This is a genomic window from Ruegeria sp. YKSF57, from assembly GCF_059612585.1.
The window spans coordinates 5,001-26,314 of the sequence record NZ_JBXWQW010000007.1 but is presented as its reverse complement, the minus strand read 5'-3'; the positions used below and the strand labels follow the sequence as shown (position 1 = coordinate 26,314).

General features: G+C 60.7%; 20 protein-coding genes and 1 rRNA gene (1 of these 21 only partly in view). 16 read left to right on the top strand and 5 right to left on the bottom strand.

All coding sequences use genetic code 11. The annotated features are described in order from the left end of the window. Positions 1 to 48 precede the first annotated feature (48 nt). On the top strand, positions 49 to 516 hold the full coding sequence (locus tag AC2FLX_RS04290; protein ID WP_480750618.1) for an Hsp20 family protein: 468 nt from the start codon (positions 49 to 51) through the stop codon (positions 514 to 516). Positions 517 to 618: 102 nt separating this feature from the next. Here AC2FLX_RS04290 and AC2FLX_RS04285 read toward each other — a convergent pair whose 3' ends face one another. Then, complete coding sequence (locus tag AC2FLX_RS04285; RefSeq protein ID WP_496811235.1) at positions 619 to 1,734, bottom strand: THUMP domain-containing class I SAM-dependent RNA methyltransferase; 1,116 nt, start codon at positions 1,732 to 1,734, stop codon at positions 619 to 621. Positions 1,735 to 2,042: 308 nt separating this feature from the next. On the opposite strand from AC2FLX_RS04285, the gene AC2FLX_RS04280 reads away from it, so the two are divergent. The 7 genes from AC2FLX_RS04280 (at position 2,043) to AC2FLX_RS04250 (ending at position 8,771) form a co-directional block, all read left to right on the top strand. Continuing rightward, positions 2,043 to 3,386 (top strand): Na(+)-translocating NADH-quinone reductase subunit A, encoded by a 1,344-nt coding sequence (locus AC2FLX_RS04280; protein ID WP_496811236.1) that lies wholly within the window; start codon positions 2,043 to 2,045, stop codon positions 3,384 to 3,386. A 5-nt stretch (positions 3,387 to 3,391) separates the two neighbouring features. Further along, on the top strand, positions 3,392 to 4,600 hold the full coding sequence (locus AC2FLX_RS04275) for an NADH:ubiquinone reductase (Na(+)-transporting) subunit B (protein ID WP_480750615.1): 1,209 nt from the start codon (positions 3,392 to 3,394) through the stop codon (positions 4,598 to 4,600). Beyond that, positions 4,593 to 5,408: a Na(+)-translocating NADH-quinone reductase subunit C gene (locus AC2FLX_RS04270; protein WP_480750614.1), complete on the top strand. Its 816-nt coding sequence runs from the start codon at positions 4,593 to 4,595 to the stop codon at positions 5,406 to 5,408. Before AC2FLX_RS04275 ends, AC2FLX_RS04270 begins: the two co-directional genes overlap by 8 nt. Beyond that, on the top strand, positions 5,408 to 6,061 hold the full coding sequence (locus AC2FLX_RS04265; protein WP_480750613.1) for an NADH:ubiquinone reductase (Na(+)-transporting) subunit D: 654 nt from the start codon (positions 5,408 to 5,410) through the stop codon (positions 6,059 to 6,061). The genes AC2FLX_RS04270 and AC2FLX_RS04265 overlap by 1 nt, the downstream gene beginning before the upstream one ends. After that, positions 6,061 to 6,669: an NADH:ubiquinone reductase (Na(+)-transporting) subunit E gene (nqrE, locus tag AC2FLX_RS04260; RefSeq protein ID WP_480750612.1), complete on the top strand. Its 609-nt coding sequence runs from the start codon at positions 6,061 to 6,063 to the stop codon at positions 6,667 to 6,669. The genes AC2FLX_RS04265 and nqrE overlap by 1 nt, the downstream gene beginning before the upstream one ends. A 13-nt stretch (positions 6,670 to 6,682) precedes the next feature. After that, positions 6,683 to 7,903: an NADH:ubiquinone reductase (Na(+)-transporting) subunit F gene (nqrF, locus tag AC2FLX_RS04255; protein ID WP_496747155.1), complete on the top strand. Its 1,221-nt coding sequence runs from the start codon at positions 6,683 to 6,685 to the stop codon at positions 7,901 to 7,903. Positions 7,904 to 8,081: 178 nt separating this feature from the next. After that, positions 8,082 to 8,771, top strand: coding sequence for a Crp/Fnr family transcriptional regulator (locus AC2FLX_RS04250; RefSeq protein ID WP_480750610.1), 690 nt, complete (start codon positions 8,082 to 8,084; stop codon positions 8,769 to 8,771). A gap of 50 nt (positions 8,772 to 8,821) precedes the next feature. Here AC2FLX_RS04250 and AC2FLX_RS04245 read toward each other — a convergent pair whose 3' ends face one another. After that, positions 8,822 to 9,835, bottom strand: coding sequence for an NAD-dependent epimerase/dehydratase family protein (locus AC2FLX_RS04245; protein ID WP_496807456.1), 1,014 nt, complete (start codon positions 9,833 to 9,835; stop codon positions 8,822 to 8,824). A 223-nt stretch (positions 9,836 to 10,058) separates the two neighbouring features. Between AC2FLX_RS04245 and AC2FLX_RS04240 the strand changes: the two genes are divergently transcribed. The 7 genes from AC2FLX_RS04240 to cydB are packed head-to-tail and all read left to right on the top strand — an operon-like array spanning position 10,059 to position 16,392. Further along, the gene (locus AC2FLX_RS04240; protein ID WP_480750608.1) at positions 10,059 to 10,214 is read left to right on the top strand and encodes a DUF5993 family protein; all 156 of its coding nucleotides are present in this window, start codon (positions 10,059 to 10,061) and stop codon (positions 10,212 to 10,214) included. A gap of 9 nt (positions 10,215 to 10,223) precedes the next feature. Continuing rightward, on the top strand, positions 10,224 to 10,808 hold the full coding sequence (locus AC2FLX_RS04235; protein WP_496747159.1) for a disulfide bond formation protein B: 585 nt from the start codon (positions 10,224 to 10,226) through the stop codon (positions 10,806 to 10,808). A gap of 28 nt (positions 10,809 to 10,836) precedes the next feature. Next, a complete protein-coding gene (locus AC2FLX_RS04230) occupies positions 10,837 to 11,196 on the top strand; it encodes a DUF3302 domain-containing protein (protein ID WP_480750606.1) in 360 nt (119 codons plus the stop codon). 21 nt (positions 11,197 to 11,217) lie between these two features. Further along, positions 11,218 to 12,363, top strand: a complete 1,146-nt coding sequence (locus tag AC2FLX_RS04225) for an HlyD family secretion protein (protein WP_496807455.1) — start codon at positions 11,218 to 11,220, stop codon at positions 12,361 to 12,363. 26 nt (positions 12,364 to 12,389) lie between these two features. Further along, positions 12,390 to 13,946 (top strand): efflux transporter outer membrane subunit, encoded by a 1,557-nt coding sequence (locus AC2FLX_RS04220; protein ID WP_496811237.1) that lies wholly within the window; start codon positions 12,390 to 12,392, stop codon positions 13,944 to 13,946. Between the two features lie 48 nt (positions 13,947 to 13,994). Continuing rightward, positions 13,995 to 15,383, top strand: coding sequence for a cytochrome ubiquinol oxidase subunit I (locus AC2FLX_RS04215; protein WP_480750603.1), 1,389 nt, complete (start codon positions 13,995 to 13,997; stop codon positions 15,381 to 15,383). A gap of 1 nt (position 15,384) precedes the next feature. Continuing rightward, positions 15,385 to 16,392: a cytochrome d ubiquinol oxidase subunit II gene (cydB, locus tag AC2FLX_RS04210; protein ID WP_496811238.1), complete on the top strand. Its 1,008-nt coding sequence runs from the start codon at positions 15,385 to 15,387 to the stop codon at positions 16,390 to 16,392. Between the two features lie 112 nt (positions 16,393 to 16,504). Here cydB and AC2FLX_RS04205 read toward each other — a convergent pair whose 3' ends face one another. The 3 genes from AC2FLX_RS04205 to AC2FLX_RS04195 form a co-directional block, all read right to left on the bottom strand. Beyond that, positions 16,505 to 16,828 (bottom strand): YidH family protein, encoded by a 324-nt coding sequence (locus AC2FLX_RS04205; RefSeq protein WP_480750601.1) that lies wholly within the window; start codon positions 16,826 to 16,828, stop codon positions 16,505 to 16,507. Positions 16,829 to 16,837: 9 nt separating this feature from the next. After that, entirely contained in the window at positions 16,838 to 19,447 is a 2,610-nt protein-coding gene (mprF, locus tag AC2FLX_RS04200) for a bifunctional lysylphosphatidylglycerol flippase/synthetase MprF (protein ID WP_496811239.1), read from the bottom strand. Between the two features lie 104 nt (positions 19,448 to 19,551). After that, positions 19,552 to 20,427 (bottom strand): fumarylacetoacetate hydrolase family protein, encoded by an 876-nt coding sequence (locus AC2FLX_RS04195; protein WP_496747168.1) that lies wholly within the window; start codon positions 20,425 to 20,427, stop codon positions 19,552 to 19,554. An 807-nt stretch (positions 20,428 to 21,234) separates the two neighbouring features. Here AC2FLX_RS04195 and AC2FLX_RS04190 point away from each other — a divergent pair. After that, a 16S ribosomal RNA gene (locus tag AC2FLX_RS04190) occupies positions 21,235 to 21,314 on the top strand; it runs 1,384 nt beyond the window's last position.

The following is a 21,314-nucleotide window of genomic DNA, read 5'->3' as shown; positions in this document are numbered from 1 at the left end:
GACGGAGGGCACAACTCGGAAATCGCTCCAGAGATGAGGATGACGAATATGCGTACGTTTGATTTTGCACCCCTGCACCGCGCCACCATCGGTTTTGACCAGATCGCCGACATGATGGATCGCGTTATGAGCAGCGACGTGGCTCAACCGAGCTATCCCCCTTACAACATTGAAAAAACTGCAGCAGACGCTTACCGGATTTCGGTGGCGGTCGCCGGTTTCGCCGAGAATGACCTGTCGGTCGAGATGAAAGAGAATTCACTGGTCGTTGCCGGTCGCAAGGCCGACGAGGACAACGAGCGCACCTATCTGCATCGCGGTATCGCCACCCGCGCGTTCGAGCGCCGGTTTGCACTGGCCGATCATGTACGTGTGACCGGGGCCAGCCTGGAAAACGGCATGCTGCATATCGAACTGAAGCGCGAGGTGCCCGAGGCGCTGAAACCGCGCCGGATCGAGATCGCGTCGGCCAAGGCCATCGAGAAGGACGTTGTGGACGCCAAGGCCGTGAACTGAGGGTCCATCGAACCCAAGGCGTAGAGATCGATCCCTTCCTCGATTGACGCCTCATGCGCCCCGCGCCCGGAAAGCGTGGGGCGCTTTGCGTTTGCGGGCGGGTCAGGGCAGGGGATCGGTCCGATAAAGGCGGATCTTTGTACCACCGTGATCGACAATTGGCCCCGGCGCCAGCAGCGGCAGCCGGGTCGACCGTGCCAACCCCTGATTGCTGGTCACAATGCCCACGCGCCAGCCCTTGAAGCGGTCCATCAAGACTTTGCCCAGCGCGCCATAGAGCGAGCGCAGGCGCTTTTCGTCCCCGATCCGTCCGCCATAGGGCGGGTTGACGATGACCAGGCCGGTGGGGCCTTCGGGCGGCTTCAGATCGCTGATGGTGCGGTTGTGAAACCGGGTGATCCGGGCCACCCCGGCGCGGTCGGCATTGGCGCGGCTGGCCTCGATCGCGCCTGCGTTGCGGTCCGATCCGTGAAACAGTTGATCGGTTTGCCGCACTTGGCCGGCGGCGTGCATTTTGGCCCACGCCTGAGGCTGAAACGAGGCAAGCTGTTCGAAGGCAAAGTTGCGGGAGCGTCCGGGATCAAGCCCCAGCGCGATTTCCGCTGATTCGGTGACGAAGGTGCCCGAGCCGCACATCGGGTCGAGCACCGGTTCGGTGCCGTCGAAGCCGCATTCCCGCAGGAACATCGCCGCCATGGTCTCGCGCATGGGGGCCTTGGCCACGGCCTCTTTGTGGCCGCGCTTGTGCAGCGGCTCTCCGGAGGTGTCCAGCGAGAAGGTGCACAGGTCTTTTTCGATGCGCAGCATGACCCGGACCCCGGCTTCGGGATCGATCGGCACGCCTAATGATTCGGAAATTGCCGTTTCCACCCGCTGGCGCGCGGCGCCGGCGTGGTAGATGCGCGACTTGCGGCTTGTCGCCTCGACCCGGACCGGCATGTCGGGGCGCAGAACGTCGGCCCAGGGAAACTTGCGGGCGCGTTTGTCGAGTTGCGCCAGATGGACGGCGGGAAAGGCGCCGATACGCGCCAGCACCTTGTTTGCACCGCGCAGTTGCAGATTGGCGCGCCAGATTTCAGACCAGTTGCCGCTGCAGACCACGCCGCCGGGCACTGCGCGTGGCTTGGCGAAGCCCTTTTCGGCGGCCTCGGCGCAGAGCGGCTGTTCCAGGCCGGGTGTGGCCACCAGAAAGATTTCCATGTCGTCATCTGTTGTCATGTCCGCTGCATATACCGGGCCGGGTTGCCGTGCGAGGGTGATTTGCGTTGGGGCGCGACGAAAGCGCCCGATTGCGGCGCAATTCGCCAAAAAACGGCGACCGAACGATTTGTTGAGCGGTAACAGGTTTGCGTTCGAGAGCGTCCCCGCGTAAACGGACCCCCAAACCAACGCGATACCTGCGGATTCCCGCCCGTTTCTGGCGGATTTGACAGGCCTTTGGCCTGCGCTTCCCGGTATCAGCATTGCTGACATCGACCAGTAGGGACACACTGGCTTGGAACAAAGGCTTGGAAGAACGTAGCGACATGCAAACTTTCAAACTGAAAAAGGGGCTGGACCTGCCGGTCGAAGGCGCGCCCGAACAGAAGATCCACGAAGGCCCCGAAGTTTCGACGGTTGCGGTGGTGGGGGCCGATTACATCGGACTGAAGCCGCGCATGCTGATCGAAGAAGGGGACGAGGTACAGCGCGGTACACCGCTGTTCTGTCACAAGGATGCCCCCGACGCGATGATGGTCGCCCCGATGAGCGGCAAGGTCGTCGCCGTCAACCGGGGTGCGCGGCGGGTGCTGCAAAGCGTGGTGATCGAAGTTGGCGACGCCAGTGACGCTGGCCTCGATTTCTCGGGTGTGGGTGATGCCGACACGGCCCAGGGCGTGACCGCCAGGCTGTGCGCCGCCGGCCTGTGGACGGCGTTCCGTACCCGTCCCTATTCCAGGATGCCACAGCCGGGTGCCGCGCCCGAGGCGGTCTTCGTCACCGCGATGGACAGCGAACCGCTGGCCGCCGACGCGGCCCTGATCATCGGCGAGGCGCAAGAGGCGTTTGCCGCCGGTCTTGCCGCCGTATCGAAGCTGACCGAGGGCAAGACCTATCTGTGTCACAAAGACGGGGATCAGATCGCCGGCGCCGACCTGCCGGGGGTCGAGGCGGCTGCCTTTGCCGGGCCGCACCCGTCGGGGCTGGCCGGCACGCATATCCATTTTCTGAAACCGCTCAGGGCCGAGTCGCAGGTCTGGACCATCGGCTATCAGGACGTGATCGCCATTGGTCGGCTGATGTTGACCGGGCATCTGGATCCGAGCATCGTGGTGGCCCTGTCGGGCCCCGCCGCGCGGCAGCCGCGTCTGATCCGTACCGTCATGGGTGCCTCGACCGAGGAACTGACACGGGGAGAGGTTGCCGTGGATGGCCCGGTACGGGTCATTTCGGGGTCGATCCTGTCGGGGCGTCATGCCGAGGGTGCGTTTGCCTATCTGGGCCGGTTTGCGCGGCAGGTGGCCCTGATCCGCGAGGATCGCGAACAGATCCCGATGGGCTGGATCCGTCCGATGCCGTCGAAATACGCGGTGCAGCCGGTGCTGGGGTCGGCCTTTGCCAAGAAGGTTTATGCCTTCACCAGCAACCTCAACGGCGGTCGCCGCGCGATGGTGCCCACGGGCACGTTCGAAGAACTGATGCCGCAGGACTACCTGCCGACACAGCTTTTACGCGCACTTCTGGTGATGGACACCGACACCGCGCAGGCGCTGGGCGCGCTGGAGCTGGACGAAGAGGATCTGGGCCTTGTGGGCTTTGCCTGTCCGGCCAAGTACGAATACGGGCTGGCGCTGCGCGACTGCCTCAGCAAGATTGAAAAGGAGGGCTGAGCCGGATGGGATTGCGCAGCTTCTTTGACCGGATCGAGCCGCATTTCACCAAGGGCGGCCGGTACGAAAAACTCTTTCCAGTCTACGAGATGGTCGAGAGTTTCATCTATACGCCGAAAACCGTGACCTCGGTCGCGCCCCATGCGCGGTCTTACGTGGATATGAAGCGGATCATGACCTATGTCGTGATCGCCACCATCCCGTGTATCCTGTGGGGACTGTGGAACACCGGCTATCAGGCCAACTCGGCGCTTGCGGTGATGGGGCCCGAGGCCGCGACCGGCTGGCGGATCGCCCTGTTGCAGATGTTCGGCATTTCGCTGGACCCGACCAGCATGTTTGCCAATTTCATGCACGGATTGCTGTATTTCCTGCCGATCTACATCGTCACGCTGGTGGCAGGCGGGATTTTCGAGGTGATCTTTGCCACCGTGCGCGGGCACGAGGTGAACGAGGGGTTCCTTGTGACCTCAATGCTTTATGCGCTGATCATGCCCGCCACGACGCCCTTGTGGCAGGTGGCGCTGGGGATCATCTTTGGCGTCGTGATCGGCAAAGAGGTGTTTGGCGGTACCGGCAAGAACTTCCTCAACCCGGCATTGGTGGGGCGGGCGTTCCTTTATTTTGCCTATCCTGCGAACATGTCGGGCGATGCGGTCTGGACCCCGGTCGACGGGTTTTCCGGTGCGACGGCTCTGGCGGTGTCGGCCGCCGAAGGATATCAGGCGCTGGCCGCTGACGGCATTACCTGGTGGAGCGCGTTTTACGGCACCATCCAAGGCAGCATCGGGGAAACCTCGACACTGGCCTGCATGATCGGTCTGGCCTTCCTGCTGATTACCAAGATCGCCAATTACCGCCTGATATTGGGCTGTCTGGCGGGCACCATCGCATTCACCTGGCTGCTGAACCTGATCGGGTCCGAGACGAACCCGATGTTCGCAATGCCGTGGTACTGGCACGTCGTGCTGGGCGGCTACGCCTTTGGCCTCGCCTTCATGGTGACCGAGCCGGTTTCGGCCAGCCACACCAATGTGGGCCGATACGTCTATGGCGCGCTGATCGGTGTCATGGTTGTGTTGATCCGTGTGGTGAACCCGGCTTTCCCCGAAGGCATGATGCTGGCCATCCTGTTCGGCAACGTCTTTGCGCCGCTGATCGACTATTTCGTGGTGCAGGCCAATATCAAACGGAGGGCGCGTCGCCATGTCTGATACGCAATCCCCTGAACCCAAGGGCGCGATTGCCCGGTTTCTGGCGGCCTCGCCGGATTCGGTGGGCAAGACGATCTTCATCGCCGTGGCGGTCTGCCTTGTTGCTTCGATGATTGTGTCGGCCGCGGCAGTGAGCCTGCGCCCGGTGCAGGAGGCCAACAAGCTGAAGGACAAGCAGGTCAACATCCTGCAGGTGGCGGGGGTGTATGAACCCGGCGTCAATATCACCGAAGCATTTGCCGCATTCGAGCCGCATGTGCTGGATCTGGCAACGGGCGATTTTGTGGACGATCAGTTTGACCCGGCCACCTTTGATGATCTGGCCGCTGCCGGTGATCCGGACCTGAGCGTCGCGCTTGACGACGACCCTGCAAGCATTGGCCGCAAGGCCAAATACCGGGTGATCTATCTGCTGCGCGACGACGCGGGGGCGTTGGACAAGGTGATCCTGCCGCTGCATGGCTATGGGTTGTGGTCCACTCTGTACGGTTTCATCGCGCTGGAGAATAACGGCAACGATATCTATGGCCTGCAATTCTATCAGCATGGTGAAACGCCCGGTTTGGGTGCCGAGGTGGACAACCCGCGCTGGAAGGCACTGTGGAACGGCAAGAAGCTGCGCGACGACGCGGGTGTGTTGCAGATCACCGTCGCCAAGTCGCAGCCTGCGGCCGGGCCGGATTATTACGTCGACGCCCTGGCAGGTGCGACCCTGACCACTGTCGGTGTCGACAACCTGGTGAGATTCTGGATGGGCGACGCGGGTTACGCGCCGTTCCTAGCCAAACTGCAAGCAGGAGAGATCTGATGTCGCAGACCAAGAAAGAGCTGTTGGTCGACCCCCTTGTCGACAACAACCCGATCACCCTGCAGGTTCTGGGCATCTGTTCGGCGCTGGCGGTGACTTCGTCGTTACAGGTGGCCTTTGTCATGGCGCTGGCGGTGACCTTTGTGACCGCGTTTTCGTCGATGTTCATCTCGATTTTGCGCAACCAGATCCCGGGCTCGATCCGGATCATCGTGCAGATGGTGATCATCGCGTCGTTGGTGATTCTGGTGGATCAGATCCTCAAGGCCTATGCCTTTCAGATTTCCAAGACGCTGTCGGTGTTCGTTGGCCTGATCATCACCAACTGCATCGTTATGGGCCGCGCCGAGGCATTCGCCATGAAGAACCCGCCGGTGGCGTCGTTCATCGACGGTCTGGGCAACGGCATGGGCTATGGCCTGATCCTGATGCTGGTGGGCATCATCCGCGAGTTGTTCGGATCGGGCAGCCTGTTCGGCGTTACGATCCTGCAGACGGTAAACAATGGCGGCTGGTACGTGCCTAACGGGTTGCTGCTGCTGCCGCCGTCGGCGTTCTTCGTGATCGGCCTGCTGATCTGGGCTTTCCGTACGTGGAAGCCGAACCAGGTCGAAGAACGTGATTACAAAATCCAGCAGGTAGAGGCGCACTGATGGAAGGGCTTATCTCTCTGGCCGTGAAGGCCGTCTTTATCGAAAACCTTGCGCTCAGCTTTTTCCTTGGCATGTGTACCTTCATTGCCGTGTCGAAAAAGATTTCGACGGCGCTGGGGCTGGGGATTTCGGTCATGGTGGTGCAGGCCATCACCGTGCCGGCCAACAACCTGTTGCTGTCCTTCCTGCTGAAACCGGGCGCTTTGGCATGGGCCGGGTTCCCGGATGTGGACCTGACTTTTCTCGGGCTGATTTCCTATATCGGCGTGATCGCGGCGATGGTTCAGATCCTCGAGATGATCCTCGATAAGTATTTCCCACCGCTCTACAACGCGCTGGGGATCTTCCTTCCGCTGATCACGGTGAACTGCGCCATTCTGGGCGGGTCGCTGTTCATGGTCGAACGCGACTATAACTTTGCCGAGGCGGCCACCTATGGCGTATCGTCCGGGTTCGGCTGGGCGCTGGCGATTACCGCGATGGCGGGGGTGCGCGAAAAACTGAAATACTCGGACGTGCCGGACGGGCTGCAAGGGCTGGGCATCACCTTTATCACCGCCGGGCTGATGGCGATGGCCTTCATGTCCTTCTCGGGCGTGAAACTGTAAGGGGGGCGTGAGAATGGAAACCTTTTCGCTCGGCGTTGTCCTGTTCACCCTGATCGTTCTGGCGCTTGTGGCCATCATCATGGCCGCACGGTCCAAGCTGGTATCGACCGGAAACGTCAACATCACCATCAACGGTGAGAAAACCATATCGGTTCCTGCGGGCGGCAAGCTGTTGCAGACACTGGCGGCCGAGAAACTGTTCGTGCCATCGGCCTGCGGTGGTGGCGGTACTTGCGCGCAATGCCGTGTGCGTGTGCATTCCGGTGGCGGTTCTATCCTGCCGACCGAAGAAAGCCATATCACCAAGCGCGAAGCATCCTGTGGCGACCGTCTATCGTGTCAGGTTGCGGTCAAGCAGGATATGGAGATCGAAGTTCCCGAAGAGGTCTTTGGCGTCAAGAAATGGGAATGCACTGTTCGCTCGAACGACAACGTTGCGACCTTCATCAAGGCGCTGACGCTGGATCTGCCCGAGGGCGAGGACGTGAACTTTCGCGCCGGGGGCTATATCCAGATCGAAGCGCCCGCGCACCAGCTCTCCTATACTGATTTCGACGTGCAGGAGGAGTATCGCGAGGATTGGGACAAGTTCAATCTGTGGCAGTACAAGTCGGTGGTGAATGAGCCGATCGAACGTGCCTATTCGATGGCGAACTATCCCGAAGAGCGCGGCATGATCATGCTGAACGTTCGCGTCGCCTCGCCGCCGCCGGGGGCCGAAGGCATCCCGCCGGGGCAGATGTCGTCTTATATCTTCAACCTGAAACCGGGTGACAAGGTCACCATTTCCGGCCCGTTCGGCGAGTTCTTTGCCCGCGATACCGACAAGGAGATGGTGTTCATCGGCGGTGGCGCGGGAATGGCACCGATGCGCAGCCACATCTTCGACCAGCTCAAGCGACTTGGTTCCAAGCGGAAAATTTCGTTCTGGTACGGCGCGCGGTCCCGAAAAGAGATGTTCTTTGTCGAGGATTTCGACACGCTGGCCGCAGAGAACCCGAATTTCGAATGGCACGTGGCGTTGAGTGATCCGCAGCCGGGCGATGACTGGGAAGGCTATACCGGCTTCATCCACAATGTGCTGTTCGAGGAATATCTCAAGAACCACCCGGCACCCGAGGATTGCGAATATTACATGTGTGGTCCGCCGATCATGAACCAGTCGGTCATCAACATGCTGCTGGATCTGGGCGTGGATCGCGAAGACATCATGCTCGACGATTTCGGCGGGTAAGAAAGGACACCGGCGCGACATGCGCCGGTTTTTCGTTGTCGGCGACGGAACCTCTGTTTACGACCGCGCCGCCATTTGATTCCGGTGCGTCGATACTTTCTGGTCAATTTGATCTGGCTCAATACGAGACCTTGAAAATCTCCCTAGCACTCCGAATGCGAACAGGAGATTCACACGCATGGCAAGTTATGCGCCGCAAGGTTCTATTTTCGAACAACTTTCTGCAAAGGTCAGGGATTGCCTGCTGGCCAAGGCGCGCACGCGAACCTTTGATCGCGGCTCGACGATCTGCCTGCAGGGCGAAGCCACCAGAACACTCAAGGTCGTGCAATCGGGCTGGGTGAAGCTGTATCGAATCTCACAAAACGGCGGCGAAGCCATCCTTGCGACGCTGAAGGAAGGGCAAAGCTTTGATGAGATCGCCTCGCTGCAGGGCAGGCACAGTTCGGCATCGGCTCAGGCTGTCAGCGATTGCACAATTCTGTATCTCGATCCGTCGAGCGTCTTTGCATGTCAGGACGCGCATCGTGAGATCATGACCGTCGTGCTGGCGGCCGCATCGGGCCATATCGAGGCGCTGATGGACGATGTCGAGCGGCTGAAGGTCAAAACAGGTGTCGAGCGGCTGTCCGACTATCTGCTCAGCCTGGCCGAAAGCTCGGCAGAGAACGGGGACATCGAGCTGCCGTTCGAGAAAAACCTGCTTGCGGGCAAGCTGGGTATGAAACCGGAAAGCCTGTCGCGGGCGTTCGGTCGTCTCAAGCCGTTTGGCGTGGCGATTCAGCAAAGAAAAGTGACGATCAAGAGTGTCGATGCGCTCCGGTCATTTTCCGAAGGCGTGGAAGGCGGGATGCTTTCGGTGCATTGACGTCTGAATGCACCGAACCTTTGGTTCCCCGCCGAACCGGCGAGAGGGGACTATTTGCCGTAATAGTCGCGATACCAGTCGACGAATTCGGCAAGTCCCTTGCGGATATTGGTCTCGGGCCGATATCCGGTCAGGCGCTGCAGCAGGCTGGTATCGGCCCAGGTGGCGGGCACGTCGCCCTTTTGCATCGGCATATAATTGCGAACGGCCTTCTTGCCGAGCGCATCCTCGATCGCTTCGATGAAATCCAGCAGGCGCACCTTGTCGGAATTGCCGATATTGACGATCCGGAAGGGCGCGATGGGCGAGAGGCTGTCGCCATCCTCGATATCGGCAGCGCTTTCGGGGCGCACCGGCACCGCGTCGATCAACAGGCGGATACCGCGCACCAGATCTTCGACATAGGTAAAATCGCGATACATGTCGCCGTGATTGTAGACGTCGATGGGGCGGTCGTTCAGGATTGCGTCGGTGAACTTGAAATAGGCCAGATCGGGGCGGCCCCAGGTGCCATAGACGGTGAAGAACCGAAACATGGTGGTGGGCAGGTTCCACAGATGGGCATAGGAATGGCCCATCGCCTCGTTCGCCTTTTTGGTCGCGGCATAGATGGTGAGCTGATTGTCGGCCTTGTCCAGTTCGGTGAACGGCATGTCCTCGTTGGCGCCATAGATGGACGAGGTCGAGGCCATCAACAGGTGTTCCACCTGAAGGGTGCGCGCCACTTCCATCACGTTGAAGGTGCCGACGACATTCGATTCGACATAGCTGCGCGGGTTTTCAAGGCTGTAGCGCACCCCCGCCTGGGCGGCGAGATGGATGATGACATCGGGATGAAATTCCTCGGCTACCCGCATCAGGCGCTCGTGATTTTCCAGCATGTCTTCGGTCGCGGTAAATCCCGGTGTCTGCATCAGCATCTGGTGCCGACGGCGTTTCAGGGCGACATCATAGTAATCGGTCATTCCGTCATAGCCGTGCACTCGGAATCCTTCGGCCAAAAGGAGCCTGCACAAATGAAAGCCGATAAACCCCGCAGAACCAGTAACCAGTATGTTTTTCATCTTGTCCCTCATGCCATTGGGCAACCTTGTGAGCCAATTCCTGCGGTTTGGTCAATGTACGGTCGAAATTTTCTTCAGATGTATCCAGCGCAGCGGCGGGCCCGCCGTGGCGTTTCACGGGCATTTGGGGCGCAATGTCAGCAGGCTTGCCACAACAGAACCGGGCTGCCACTATGGCGGGACTGGTTACATGTGTTTTCGCCCGAGACAGGAGGTCGGAGCGATGATTGCGTTGCTTTTCGCGCTTTTGGTTGTTTGCATGATCCTTTCATTCTTCGCGCTGAACCGCGTTGCCTATTCCGTGTTTGCGGTCACGTTTCTGCTCAGCCTCTATTGGTTGAAATACCACGCAACTTCTGTCCTCACGATTCAGTTGTAGGGTGTGCGTATGACGTTGAGTTTTGAAACTTCACGCACTCTGAACGCAGTCGGGATGCTGGCGGTTTGCCTTGTGCTGGCGCTGGCGTTTGTCTTTCAGCTTTGGCTTTATGAACTGCCATGCCCCCTTTGCCTGTTGCAAAGGGTCGGATTTGTTCTGGTTGGGTTCGGGATAGGACTGAACCTGCTTTATGGTCCGCGTGCGCGCCACTATGCGCTGATGCTGATCGCCGCGGTCTATGGTGGCAGCGTGTCCATCCGCCAGATTCTGCTGCATATCGTGCCGGGCACCGGGCATTACGGGTCACCGGTTCTGGGGTTGCACTATTATACCTGGGCAGGGATCGCGTTCTTTCTGGTCATTGTGGGCACATCGGTGATGTTGTTGTCCGAAGGGCAATATGAACGGCCCGCCGATCCGCAATCCGCAAAGCGCTTTGGCGGCAACAGGCTGGCAAAGATTGCTTTCTTCACGATGCTTGCGCTGGCTGTGCTGAACGCAGGCTCGGCGCTTCTGGAATGCGGGCCGACGGTCTGTGCCGATCCGCCGACGGATTACAAGCTGCTGGAGGATGCGGGCACAAGCGGGTCGTGACGCACCCAGGACAAAGAGGAGGAGACGGATGGGATTACTGGGACAACCGTTGGGGTATTATGACTACCTGACCTTTGCGGCGCTGATCCTGTTGCTGGTCGCGTTCATGGCGCTGGTGCTGTTCATCATGGGATTGCCCGGCCGCATCGCCATCAGCCGCAATCACCCTCATGCCGAAGCGGTCAAGATCATGGGCTGGATGGGGTTTCTGGCGGTGGTGCCGTGGGTGCATGCCTTTATCTGGGCCTTCCACGAGGGCGTCACCGTCGATATTCGCCGCAACCCCGATCAAGAGCGCGACGCGATCCGCAAGGAAATCGAACGGCTTGGCGGAAAGGTGAAGCCTGAATATCAGGACCCGCCAACCGACGAAGAGTCCAAGGCGTAACCGATAGTGAGTTGACCCCATATGTTCGTCGCCGTTGGCATCACCCTTTTCTACATCATTTTCGTCTGGTTCATCTTCTTCAAGGCGAAACTGCTGACATTCAACATCTACTGGGGCGTCGTCTCGTTCTGGGTGGGTGCGCATCTGCTGTTGATCTTTCTGGTCGCTCTGCGGTTTTTCCAGCCCTTCTCGGTCGATGCGCATGTGGTGCGTTCGACGATCCAGATCGTGCCCAAGCTGACGCAACCGACGATCCTGAGCGAAGTGCTGGTGACGCCGAACCAGCCGGTCAAGAAGGGTGATCCTCTGTATCGGTTCGACAAGACGATCTTTGAGCTGGCGGTGAATTCGGCCAAGGCGCAACTGGCCGCCGCCGAGCAGAACGTCAAGATCATGGAACAGGATGTAAAGGCCGCGACCGAGGCGGTCGAACGGGCGACGGCACAATTGGGATATGCAGTCAATCAGCGTCAGCGGTACGAGAAACTGGTGCCCGCCGGTGGCGCGCGGCAGGATGAACTGGAACGCTGGGTCGAACAGGTGACCGAGGACGAGGCGCAGGTTCGGCAGGCCGAGGCCAACCAGAAAAAGGCCGAATTGGCACTGGAATCCAATATCGACGGGGTGAATACCGGGGTGGCGCAGGCCCGTGCGCAACTGGCCGAGGCCGAGTACTTTCTGCAGAACACGACGATCTATGCGCCCGAGGATGGAATGATCGTGTCGCAGCAGGCCCGGCCCGGTCTGGTGGTGGGCGACGTCCGCCTTGGGGCCATCGCCAGTTTCGTAACCGACGACAACCCGTACATTCTGGCCACATACCGCCAGCAAAACCTGAAATTCGTGGAGCCGGGGCAGGAGGTCGAGGTCGCCCTTGATCTCTATCCGGGCGAGATACTGCCCGGCAGGGTCGAAGCGGTCTGGTGGGCCACGGCGCAGGGGCAGTATCTGCCGTCAGGGCGTCTGCCCGAGTTTGTGCTGCCCAAGCTGCCGGGCCGGATTGCGGTGCAGATCACGGTGGACCTGCCCGAGGGGCACGAGCTTCCGGCGGGCGGCCATGCGGCGGTGGCGATTTACACGGGGCAGGGGAAAAGCTTTGAGTTTCTGCGCCGGATCAACATACGCTTGTACAGCTTTGCCAACTTTATCCGGCCACTGGATATCTGATGGAGTTTTTTTCGGATGAACCTGGGATGGTGAGACGCGTTCGGGTCAAATTAGCGGGGCTGTGCCTCATGGCGGCGGTGGCCTGTACCCCGGTGGGTCCGAATTTTGTTCGTCCGAACTCGCCGGTCATGAAACAGTGGATCGAGGCCAACAGTCCCGGCGCCAGCCAGCAAAGCGGTTTGACCGCCCGCAGCGCGCCGGTGGTGAAATGGTGGGAGACGTTCAACGATCCGACGCTGAACAAGCTGGTGGCCGAGGCCTATGCCCAGAACCTGACGCTACAGATTGCCGGCGCGCGTGTGTTGCAGGCGCGGGCGCAGTTGGGCATCGCCTTTGGCGAGCTTTACCCGCAATCGCAGGTCGTCGGCGCCTCGGCCACGCGGCGCGAGATCAGCGACAATATCGGCCCGGTGCGCGATATCCGCCGCGTCATTCCGCTGGATACGGAATTTGCGACCTCGGAAGTCGGGTTCGACGCACAGTGGGAACTGGATGTCTGGGGCGCGCAGCGTCGGGGCACGCAGGCGGCCAAGGCCAATCTGGCAGCACAGGTGGCCAATTACGATGATGCGCTGGTAACGCTGACCGGCGATGTCGCGGCGATCTATGTCAACATCCGTGCATTGCAGGAGGCGCTGGCGGTTGCCCGCAGAAATGTCGAACTGCAACAGCAATCCTCTGATCTGGCGCAGCTGCGGTTCAACAACGGCGTCACCACGGAACTGGACGTGCAGGAGGCCACGGCGCTGCTCAACAACACCAAGGCGCTGGTGCCGGGGCTGGAAAGCGATCTGCAGCAGGCCAAGAACGCCCTGGCGGTGCTGCTGGGGGCGCCGCCGTCGCGGATGACCGGCCTGTTGGGCAATTCCGGTCGTATCCCTTCGGGCCAAGCCAATGTGGCGGTCGGCGTTCCGGCCGAGTTGCTGCGCCGCCGCCCTGATATCCGCGCTGCGGAACTGGAGGCCGCCGCGCAATCGGCACAGGTCGGCATCGCGATGGCGGATCTTTACCCGCAATTCATCCTGACCGGTTCCATCGGCTTGCAGGCGTCGTCGGGCAATGACCTGTTCAGTTCCTCAAGTGGCACCAGTCTGGCAAGCGCCGGGGTGGTGTGGAATGTGCTCAACTATGGCCGGATCAAGAACAACGTGCGGGCGCAGGACGCGGCGTTTCAGGCTTTGGTGGCGAATTACCAGAACACGGTTCTGGTTGCGTATTCCGAGGTCGAAAACGCCATGGTCGCCTATAGCGAGGCGCGCAAGCAGGTAGGGTTCTATCAGAAAAGCGTCGAGGCGGCAAAACGCGCCGCCGACATTGCCGTGGCGCAATACGGCGACGGGACGGCGGATTATTCGCGGGTGCTGAACGCGCAGACGGCCCTGCTGCGGTCCGAGGCGGATCTGATCGATGCGCGGGCCTCGGTGTCGGAGAACCTGATCGCCATCTACAAGGGATTGGGCGGCGGCTGGCAGATCCGGCAGGGGCGCGAGTTTTTGCCCGATACGGTTCTGGCCGAGATGGCCTATCGCACCGACTGGGGCGATCTGTTGGAGAAAACCCCGACGGGGGTGAGTCTTGACTGAGGCGGGTGCGGTACGTGACCGGGTTCCTGTCGGGAAAGTGAGGCTTGGATGTTTGCCAATCTGACCGCCGAAACCCTGGCGCGGATGCAGTTTGCCTTTACCGTCTCGTTCCACATCATATTTCCGGCGCTGTCCATCGGGCTGGCGAGTTTTCTGGCAGTGATGAATGCGCTCTGGCTGACCACAGGCGAGCAGGTCTATCGCACCCTGTTCGATCACTGGCGACGGATATTCGCGGTTGCCTTTGGCATGGGCGTAGTGTCGGGCGTGGTGATGTCGTTTCAGTTTGGCACCAACTGGGCCGGGTTCGCCGACAAGGCCGGCCCGGTGATCGGGCCGCTGATGGCCTATGAGGTTCTGACCGCCTTTTTCCTCGAAGCCGGGTTTCTGGGCATAATGCTGTTCGGGCGCGACCGTGTGGGCAACGGGCTGCATATGTTTGCAACGGCCATGGTGGCGTTTGGCACGCTGTTGTCGGCCACGTGGATTCTGTCGGTGAATTCCTGGATGCAGACGCCTGCGGGGTTCACCACCAACGACGTCGGGCAATTTGTGCCGACCGATTGGGGAGAGGTCATTTTCAACCCCTCGTTCCATTACCGGCTGAGCCACATGGTGCTTGCGGCGTTCCTGACCACCTCGTTGGTGATTGGTGGTGCGTCGGCCTGGGTGTTGCTGCGCGACCGGGCCGACCCGGCGGCGCGGCGCAGTTTTTCGATGGCGATGTGGGCGGTGATCATCCTGGCACCGCTGCAGATGTTTGCGGGCGACGCGCAGGGCCGCAACACGCTGGTTTATCAGCCGGTCAAGGTCATGGCGATCGAGGGGCATTTCGAAAGTTATCCGGATGGCGCACCGCTGGTTCTGTTCGGCATTCCCGATCAGAAGAATCAGCGCATCGACTATGACATCTCGATCCCCAAGCTTTCGAGCCTGATCCTGAAACACGACCTGAACGCGCCGCTGGACGGGCTGGACACGGTGCCTCTTGAAGATCAGCCGCCGGTCGGCATCGTCTTTTTCAGTTTCCGCATCATGGTGGGGCTGGGCGTGACGATCCTGCTGCTGGGTCTTTGGGGCGTGTGGGCGCGCTGGCGCGGGGGGTTGTTTCAGTCCGCATGGCTGCTTCGTGCCGCAGTAGCGCTGGGGCCCGCCGGGTTCGTGGCAATACTTGCGGGCTGGGTCACGACCGAGGTCGGGCGGCAGCCTTATACCGTTTACGGGGTGTTGCGCACGTCGGATTCGGTGTCGCCGGTCGAGGCTTCGGCGGTTGCCTCCAGCCTGACGGGGTTCATCGTCGTCTATGGTTTGGTATTCGCCGCGGGCGTCACCTATATCCTGCGCCTCATGTCCTCAGCGCCCGATGTGGGTCTGCCGGAACATGCGGGCAAGCCGGTGAACGTGGCCAGCCGTCATCCGCTGGACAGGAGGGGCTGAGATGCTGGGGATCGAGCTTTCGACCATCTGGGCCGCGCTGATCGCATTCGGGGTTCTGGCCTATGTGGTGCTGGACGGGTTCGACCTGGGGGTCGGAATCCTGTTCCCGGCGGCAAGATCGGCGCGCGAACGGGCGCTGATGATGGATTCGGTCGTGCCCGTCTGGGATGGCAACGAAACATGGATCGTTCTGGGCGGAGGCGGTTTGTTCGCGGTGTTTCCGCTGGCCTATTCCGTGATCATGCCCGCACTTTACCTTCCGATTTTCGGGATGCTTCTGGGGTTGGTTCTGCGCGGTGTCGCGTTCGAATTCCGCTGGCGCACGCAGAACTGGCGCTGGTTCTGGGACGCCGCGTTCTGGTGGGGGTCGCTGCAAGCGGGCTTCCTGCAAGGCGTCGTTCTGGGCGGCCTGGTTCAGGGCATATCCGTTACGGGCCGCAAATTCTCCGGGGGGACGTTTGACTGGCTGACACCGTATTCGATCCTGTGCGGGGTGGCGGTGGTCACGGGCTATGCCCTGCTGGGATCGACCTGGCTGAACCTCAAGCTCGAAGGGGAGTTGCAGGCCCGGATGCGCCATCTGGCGCGCCGTCTGACTTTTGCGGTTCTTGCCTTTATAGCCCTGGTTCTTTGGCGCACCGCCTTGCTGGAGCCGCAGTATCTGGAACGCTGGCTGAGCTGGCCCGCCGCCGCTTATTCGGTTGCGATGCCGCTGCTGGTTCTGGGCACGGGCTGGCGGTTGTTGCATGGCCTTGCGAGCGGGCGGGACCTGAGGCCGTTCCTGTCGGCGCAGTTGTTGTTCGTGATCTGTTATGTCGGGGTCTGTATCAGTTTCTATCCCGACATGGTGCCGCCCTCGCTGAGCATCGCCGAGGCGGCCGCGCCGGACAAAAGCCTGAGGTTCGCGCTGATCGGGGCGCTGATCCTGGTGCCGGTCATCCTGGCCTATTCCGGGTTTTCCTATTGGATCTTCCGGGGCAAGGTCGATCCGTCAAAGAGCTATGACTGATGGGCAGACGCCGTATGTTCACCCGTCTGGGCTGGTTCGCTCTCTATTGGGCGGGAGGGGTCGTGGTGCTGGGTGCGGTGACGCTGCTGATCCGCTGGGCGATCGGCTGACACTACTGAGATACGTGCAGCGCAAAGGCGCCAAGCAGGCCAAACAGGAACACGATCAAAAGCAGCAGCAACGCATCTGCCACCAGCGTGTCGTCCTCGACGTTATCCTTCGATGCGATGTTCCTTTTGATGTGTCGCATGCGCAAATAGGCGAGCACCAGAACCACACCTCCGGCGCCCAGCATCGAGGCCTCGGACCAGAAGGCCGCCTTGTCGCTTCCCAGCCGCGCGGCAACTAGCCCAAATCCGATGATCCCGATGACCGTCCGAACCCAGGCCAGAAAAGTGCGCTCGTTGGCGGCGTGGTCGCGAAATTTGTCGATCATCGCCGCCTCCTATTTGGCCAGTCCGCGCAGGCCGCCGGAAATCAGGATATTGACCTCGTACAGCACCTGCGCGGCGGCCAGACCGCCGGGACTGGCCAGATAGTTCGGCGTCCATTCCGGGTCGAATTTCTGCTTGAAGGCGCGCAGCCCCTCGAAGTGATAGAAATGCTCGCCATGCTCATAGACCAGCCCGCCGATCCGATTCCAAAGCGAGGCCAGCTGCCGGTTCTCGATCCCGGAGAACGGCGCGGCACCCAGCGAGAACCAGTGAAACCCCTGCTGTGACCCCCACAGCATCATTTCGGCAAACAGTGCGTCCATGACAAAGCTCGGCGCGTCGGGTTCATAGCGCATCAGGTCAAGCGACAGCTCGCTTTTGTGCCCGCCCTGAAACAGGTTGGCAAAGGCCACGATCCTGCCATCCTCGCCATTGCGCAGGACCGCGTGGTCGAAATTGGACATATAGGCATTGGTGAACGCCCCAAGGGCAAAACCCTTTTCCTGGCCTTGCTTGTTGGTCAGCCACCTGTCCGAGATACCGTGCAGTTCGGACAGGATCGCAGGCACGTCCCTGCGCGGCACCACTTCGAACACATAGCCTTCACGCTCGGCTCGGTTGCGGGCTTGCCGGAACCGTTTCTTGGACGAGCCGTCCAGCGTGAACCCGGTCAGATCGACCCGCGCCACCTCGCCGATTTTCAGGATCGACAGCCCGAGGTCGAGGAAAGTGGGCAGGTACCGGGGCGATACGCTGTAAAAGGCGCATTTCTTGCCTTCGCGGTCGGCCATTTCGCGCAGCTGCCAGATCAGCTGACGCCCGGCCTCTTCGTCGCCGACAGGTTCGCTTTTGGAAATCAGCGAGGCGCCGGTATCGGCATAGGCCAGAAAGGCCGTTTCGTCTGGCGAAATCAGGAACAGCTTGTCGCCGGACAGCGAGATCTGCGACTCGGTATCGGGGCTTTCCAGCGCCAGTTTCCGCACCACCTCGGGGATTTCCTCCGGCGCACTGGTCTTGACCGGCTTGCTGAGAAACGAGTTGAAGGCAACCGCAACCAGGATGATCGCCACTACAAGGCTGGAGCGCAGGAACCGGGAGGCATCGCCGTGCCACGCGAAATCCCACCAGAGCGCATTTTGATAGGCCACGTGGCCATAGGCATACATACCGATCCAGAAGATCGCCGCCATCAGGGCGAGGATGCCGATGAACCACGGGATGTTCAGGCGAAAGATCGACGCGCCGGACACCCGATAGAACGCGCCTCGAAAAAGGCCCAGCAGGGTGATGCTGAACAACATGCAGATGGCTTCTTCGGCATCCAGCCCCTTGTTCAGAGACAGAACAAACCCCACCGCCATCAGCAGCATCGCCACCACCCAGGCGCGGTAAAGCTTGCGGTAAAGGCCGCGCGATACCAGAACCAGCAACAGGCCGACCACGCTGCCCAAAAGGTGCGAGGCTTCGACAAAGGACAGGGGCAGAAAATCGCGCAGCACACCCAGCCGGCTGGTGTCGGCGGGCAGCGCGCCGGAAATCAGCAGGATCACTCCGGCCAGCATCGCCACCGCCGCCGCCGCCATCGGAACCACCGGGCGGGTCATGCGATAGGCCCATGTGGCCGCGCCCTTGACCGCATGTCGTCGGGCGATGGCGCTGGTTATGGCGATGGTAGTGCAGGCCACGAGGAAGGGCACGAAGGTATAGACCAGCCGGTAGAGCAGCAGCGCGGCGATGACGTCGGACCGGCCCGACGCGCCCAGCCCGGCAATCAGCGTGGCCTCGAACACGCCGATACCGCCCGGTGCGTGGCTGAGGATGCCGAGTGCGATAGCAGCAATGAAGATGGTGAAGAAATACGGAAAGCTCGAAACCAGATCTGCGGGCATCAGCACCTTGAGCGTCAGCGCCGCCCCCAGGACATCACCGATGGCCGCCAGCGTCAGCAGGGCGGCCAGCCGGAATCCCGGCAGGTCAAAGCCGAAGCCCAGAAAATCGAACCGCCGCGCGCCGCCGGTCAGCCAGCCAAAAAGCAGCGCCAGCGCCACCAGAAAGCCGATGCCGATCAAGGTCTCGATCATGTCCGACAGTGGCAGGACAGTGGACAGACCGCTGGGGTGCAGGGTCAACAGAACCCCCAGTATCAGGCACAGCCCCATCCAGAACGCCACCCATGAGGTGGCGATCACCCCCGCCACGCGGCCAAGATCCAACCCGAGCGAGGCATAAATGCGATACCGGACGGCAGTGCCGGTGATATAGGAAAAGCCCAGAAAGTTGGAAATCGCATATCCGCTGGCCCCGGCGATCCCGGCCACGCGGGCCGGAACCTGGCCATCGGCCACGCTGCGCACGGCCAGAATGTCGTAAAACGAGATCGACAGGAAACTGACCGCCGTCCAGACCAGCGCCAGCGCCAATGTGCTCCATTTGCTGTCGGCGACATCCGCCTTGACGTCCGTCCATTTGACATGCGCCGACAGGTCCCGCAGCACGACAAAGGCGATGGCCACGATCACCAGCGGCACCACCAGTTTCAGCAGCGGATGTGCCAGCAGACGGGAAACCCGACCGGGCAGGTCAAGGGGCGGTGTGTCCTGTGTCTGTTCGGTGTTACTCAACGATCATACCCGGTTCCTGCGCTACAAGTGCCGCCCCTGCGCGGGCGCGAGACCTGCAAGCCGTTGGCATCGAAGGTTATCCTCGCACAGTTGACGCAACCTGCCTAGTGTTCGCCGATTGTGGTTCCGGGGGCCTGGTCCGCCGAGACAAGCCGCTGTCGCTGAACGCCCAGGCCTTCGACACCCAGTTCCACCACATCGCCCGGTGACAGATACACTTGCGGATTTTGTCCCATCCCGACACCCGGTGGCGTGCCCGTACTGATCACGTCGCCGGGATGCAGGCTCATGAACTGCGAGACGTAAGAGACAAGCTCGGCCACGCCAAAGATCATCGTGGCCGTGTTGCCGTTCTGGCGGGCCGTCCCGTTGACGTTGAGCCAAAGCTTCAGGTTCTGCGGATCCGGCACTTCGTCAGCTGTCACCAGCCACGGGCCGATGGGGCCGAATGTGTCGGCGCTCTTGCCTTTGACCCACTGGCCCCCGCGCTCCATCTGAAAGCTGCGCTCGGATATGTCGTTGGCAACGCAATAACCGGCGACATGGTTCAGCGCCTCGGCGACAGGCACATATTGCGCCGCGCGGCCGATCACCACCGCAAGCTCGACCTCCCAATCCGTCTTGACGGATCCCCTCGGGATGATCACGTCGTCATTGGGCCCGCAGATGCACGACGTGGCTTTCATGAACAGAATGGGTTCCGTCGGTACCGGCAGCCCCGATTCCGCCGCATGGTCGGAATAGTTCAGGCCGATGCCGATGAACTTGCCCGGCCCGGCAACACAAGGGCCGATTCTTTCGGTATTCGGCAAGACGGGCAGTCCTGCCAGCACCGCCTGACCCAGTTCCGCGAGTTTGGTCGGCTCGAGGTTCGATCCCCCCCAATCCGCCACCAGAGACGAGGCGTCCAGCCGCCGCCCGTCATCGTCCAGAATCGCCGGCTTCTCCTGCCCCGGCTGCCCGATACGCATCAGTTTCATTTCGTCATGTCCGCCTTGCTGTCGACTGTCCCGGCAACCCTAGGGAATTAGGGGCGTCTGGCAAATACTTCCGGGCGCATGCGGGGCCGAAACCGACAGGCCCGATGAAAAGTGCTGCGGTAAAACCGACTCGCGGTACTTGCAGGTGGAGTGGATTCTTGTGCCGCCAAGATGGGCGTCCACAACATATGGTGCGATGGTCCGATTGTTTGGGGTTTTGTTTTGTTATTTTTTGGGCTGTGAGTTTTTGGTGTTTGTTTTTTTGGTTTGATTTGGGCGGGTGTATTTCTTGTAAGGTGTTGAAAACAGGTTGATTTATTGGGGTTTTGTATTTTTTTTGGATTTTTTTGATTTTGTGCTTGCGGTGATTTGAGGTTGGGCCTAGAACGCCCCTCACCGGCGGCGCTGAGGTGCTGTTGGGGGGCTGGATGGAGCGGCTGGGACGGATTGAGTTCTGGATTGGCTGCGAAGCGAGGCGACAAACTGAGGCGATGATGGGCGGGTTGCACCGGGAATTTAGGGTGCGCCGGTTGGTTTTTGTCTCTGGGTCTTTCGGGGCCTGTGTTCTTTGACATTGATGGATAACTGAAGAGATATGTGGGCGGTTTGGTCTGTTTCGACGGATTGAATGTCTGTATATCGCGCTCATAGGGGGTACCCGATGATTGAGTGTCAGCTTCACTGTTTGAGTGGTTCACTGATTTCTTAGGAGATCTGTGTACATCAAACAGAAGACTTCATCTGGTTTAGCCACCAGATGAGATGTGCAGAGGTTCGAACGTCAAGGACAAGCATGTAAGTGCTTTTCAACTTGAGAGTTTGATCCTGGCTCAGAACGAACGCTGGCGGCAGGCCTAACACATGCAAGTCGAGCGCGCCTTTCGGGG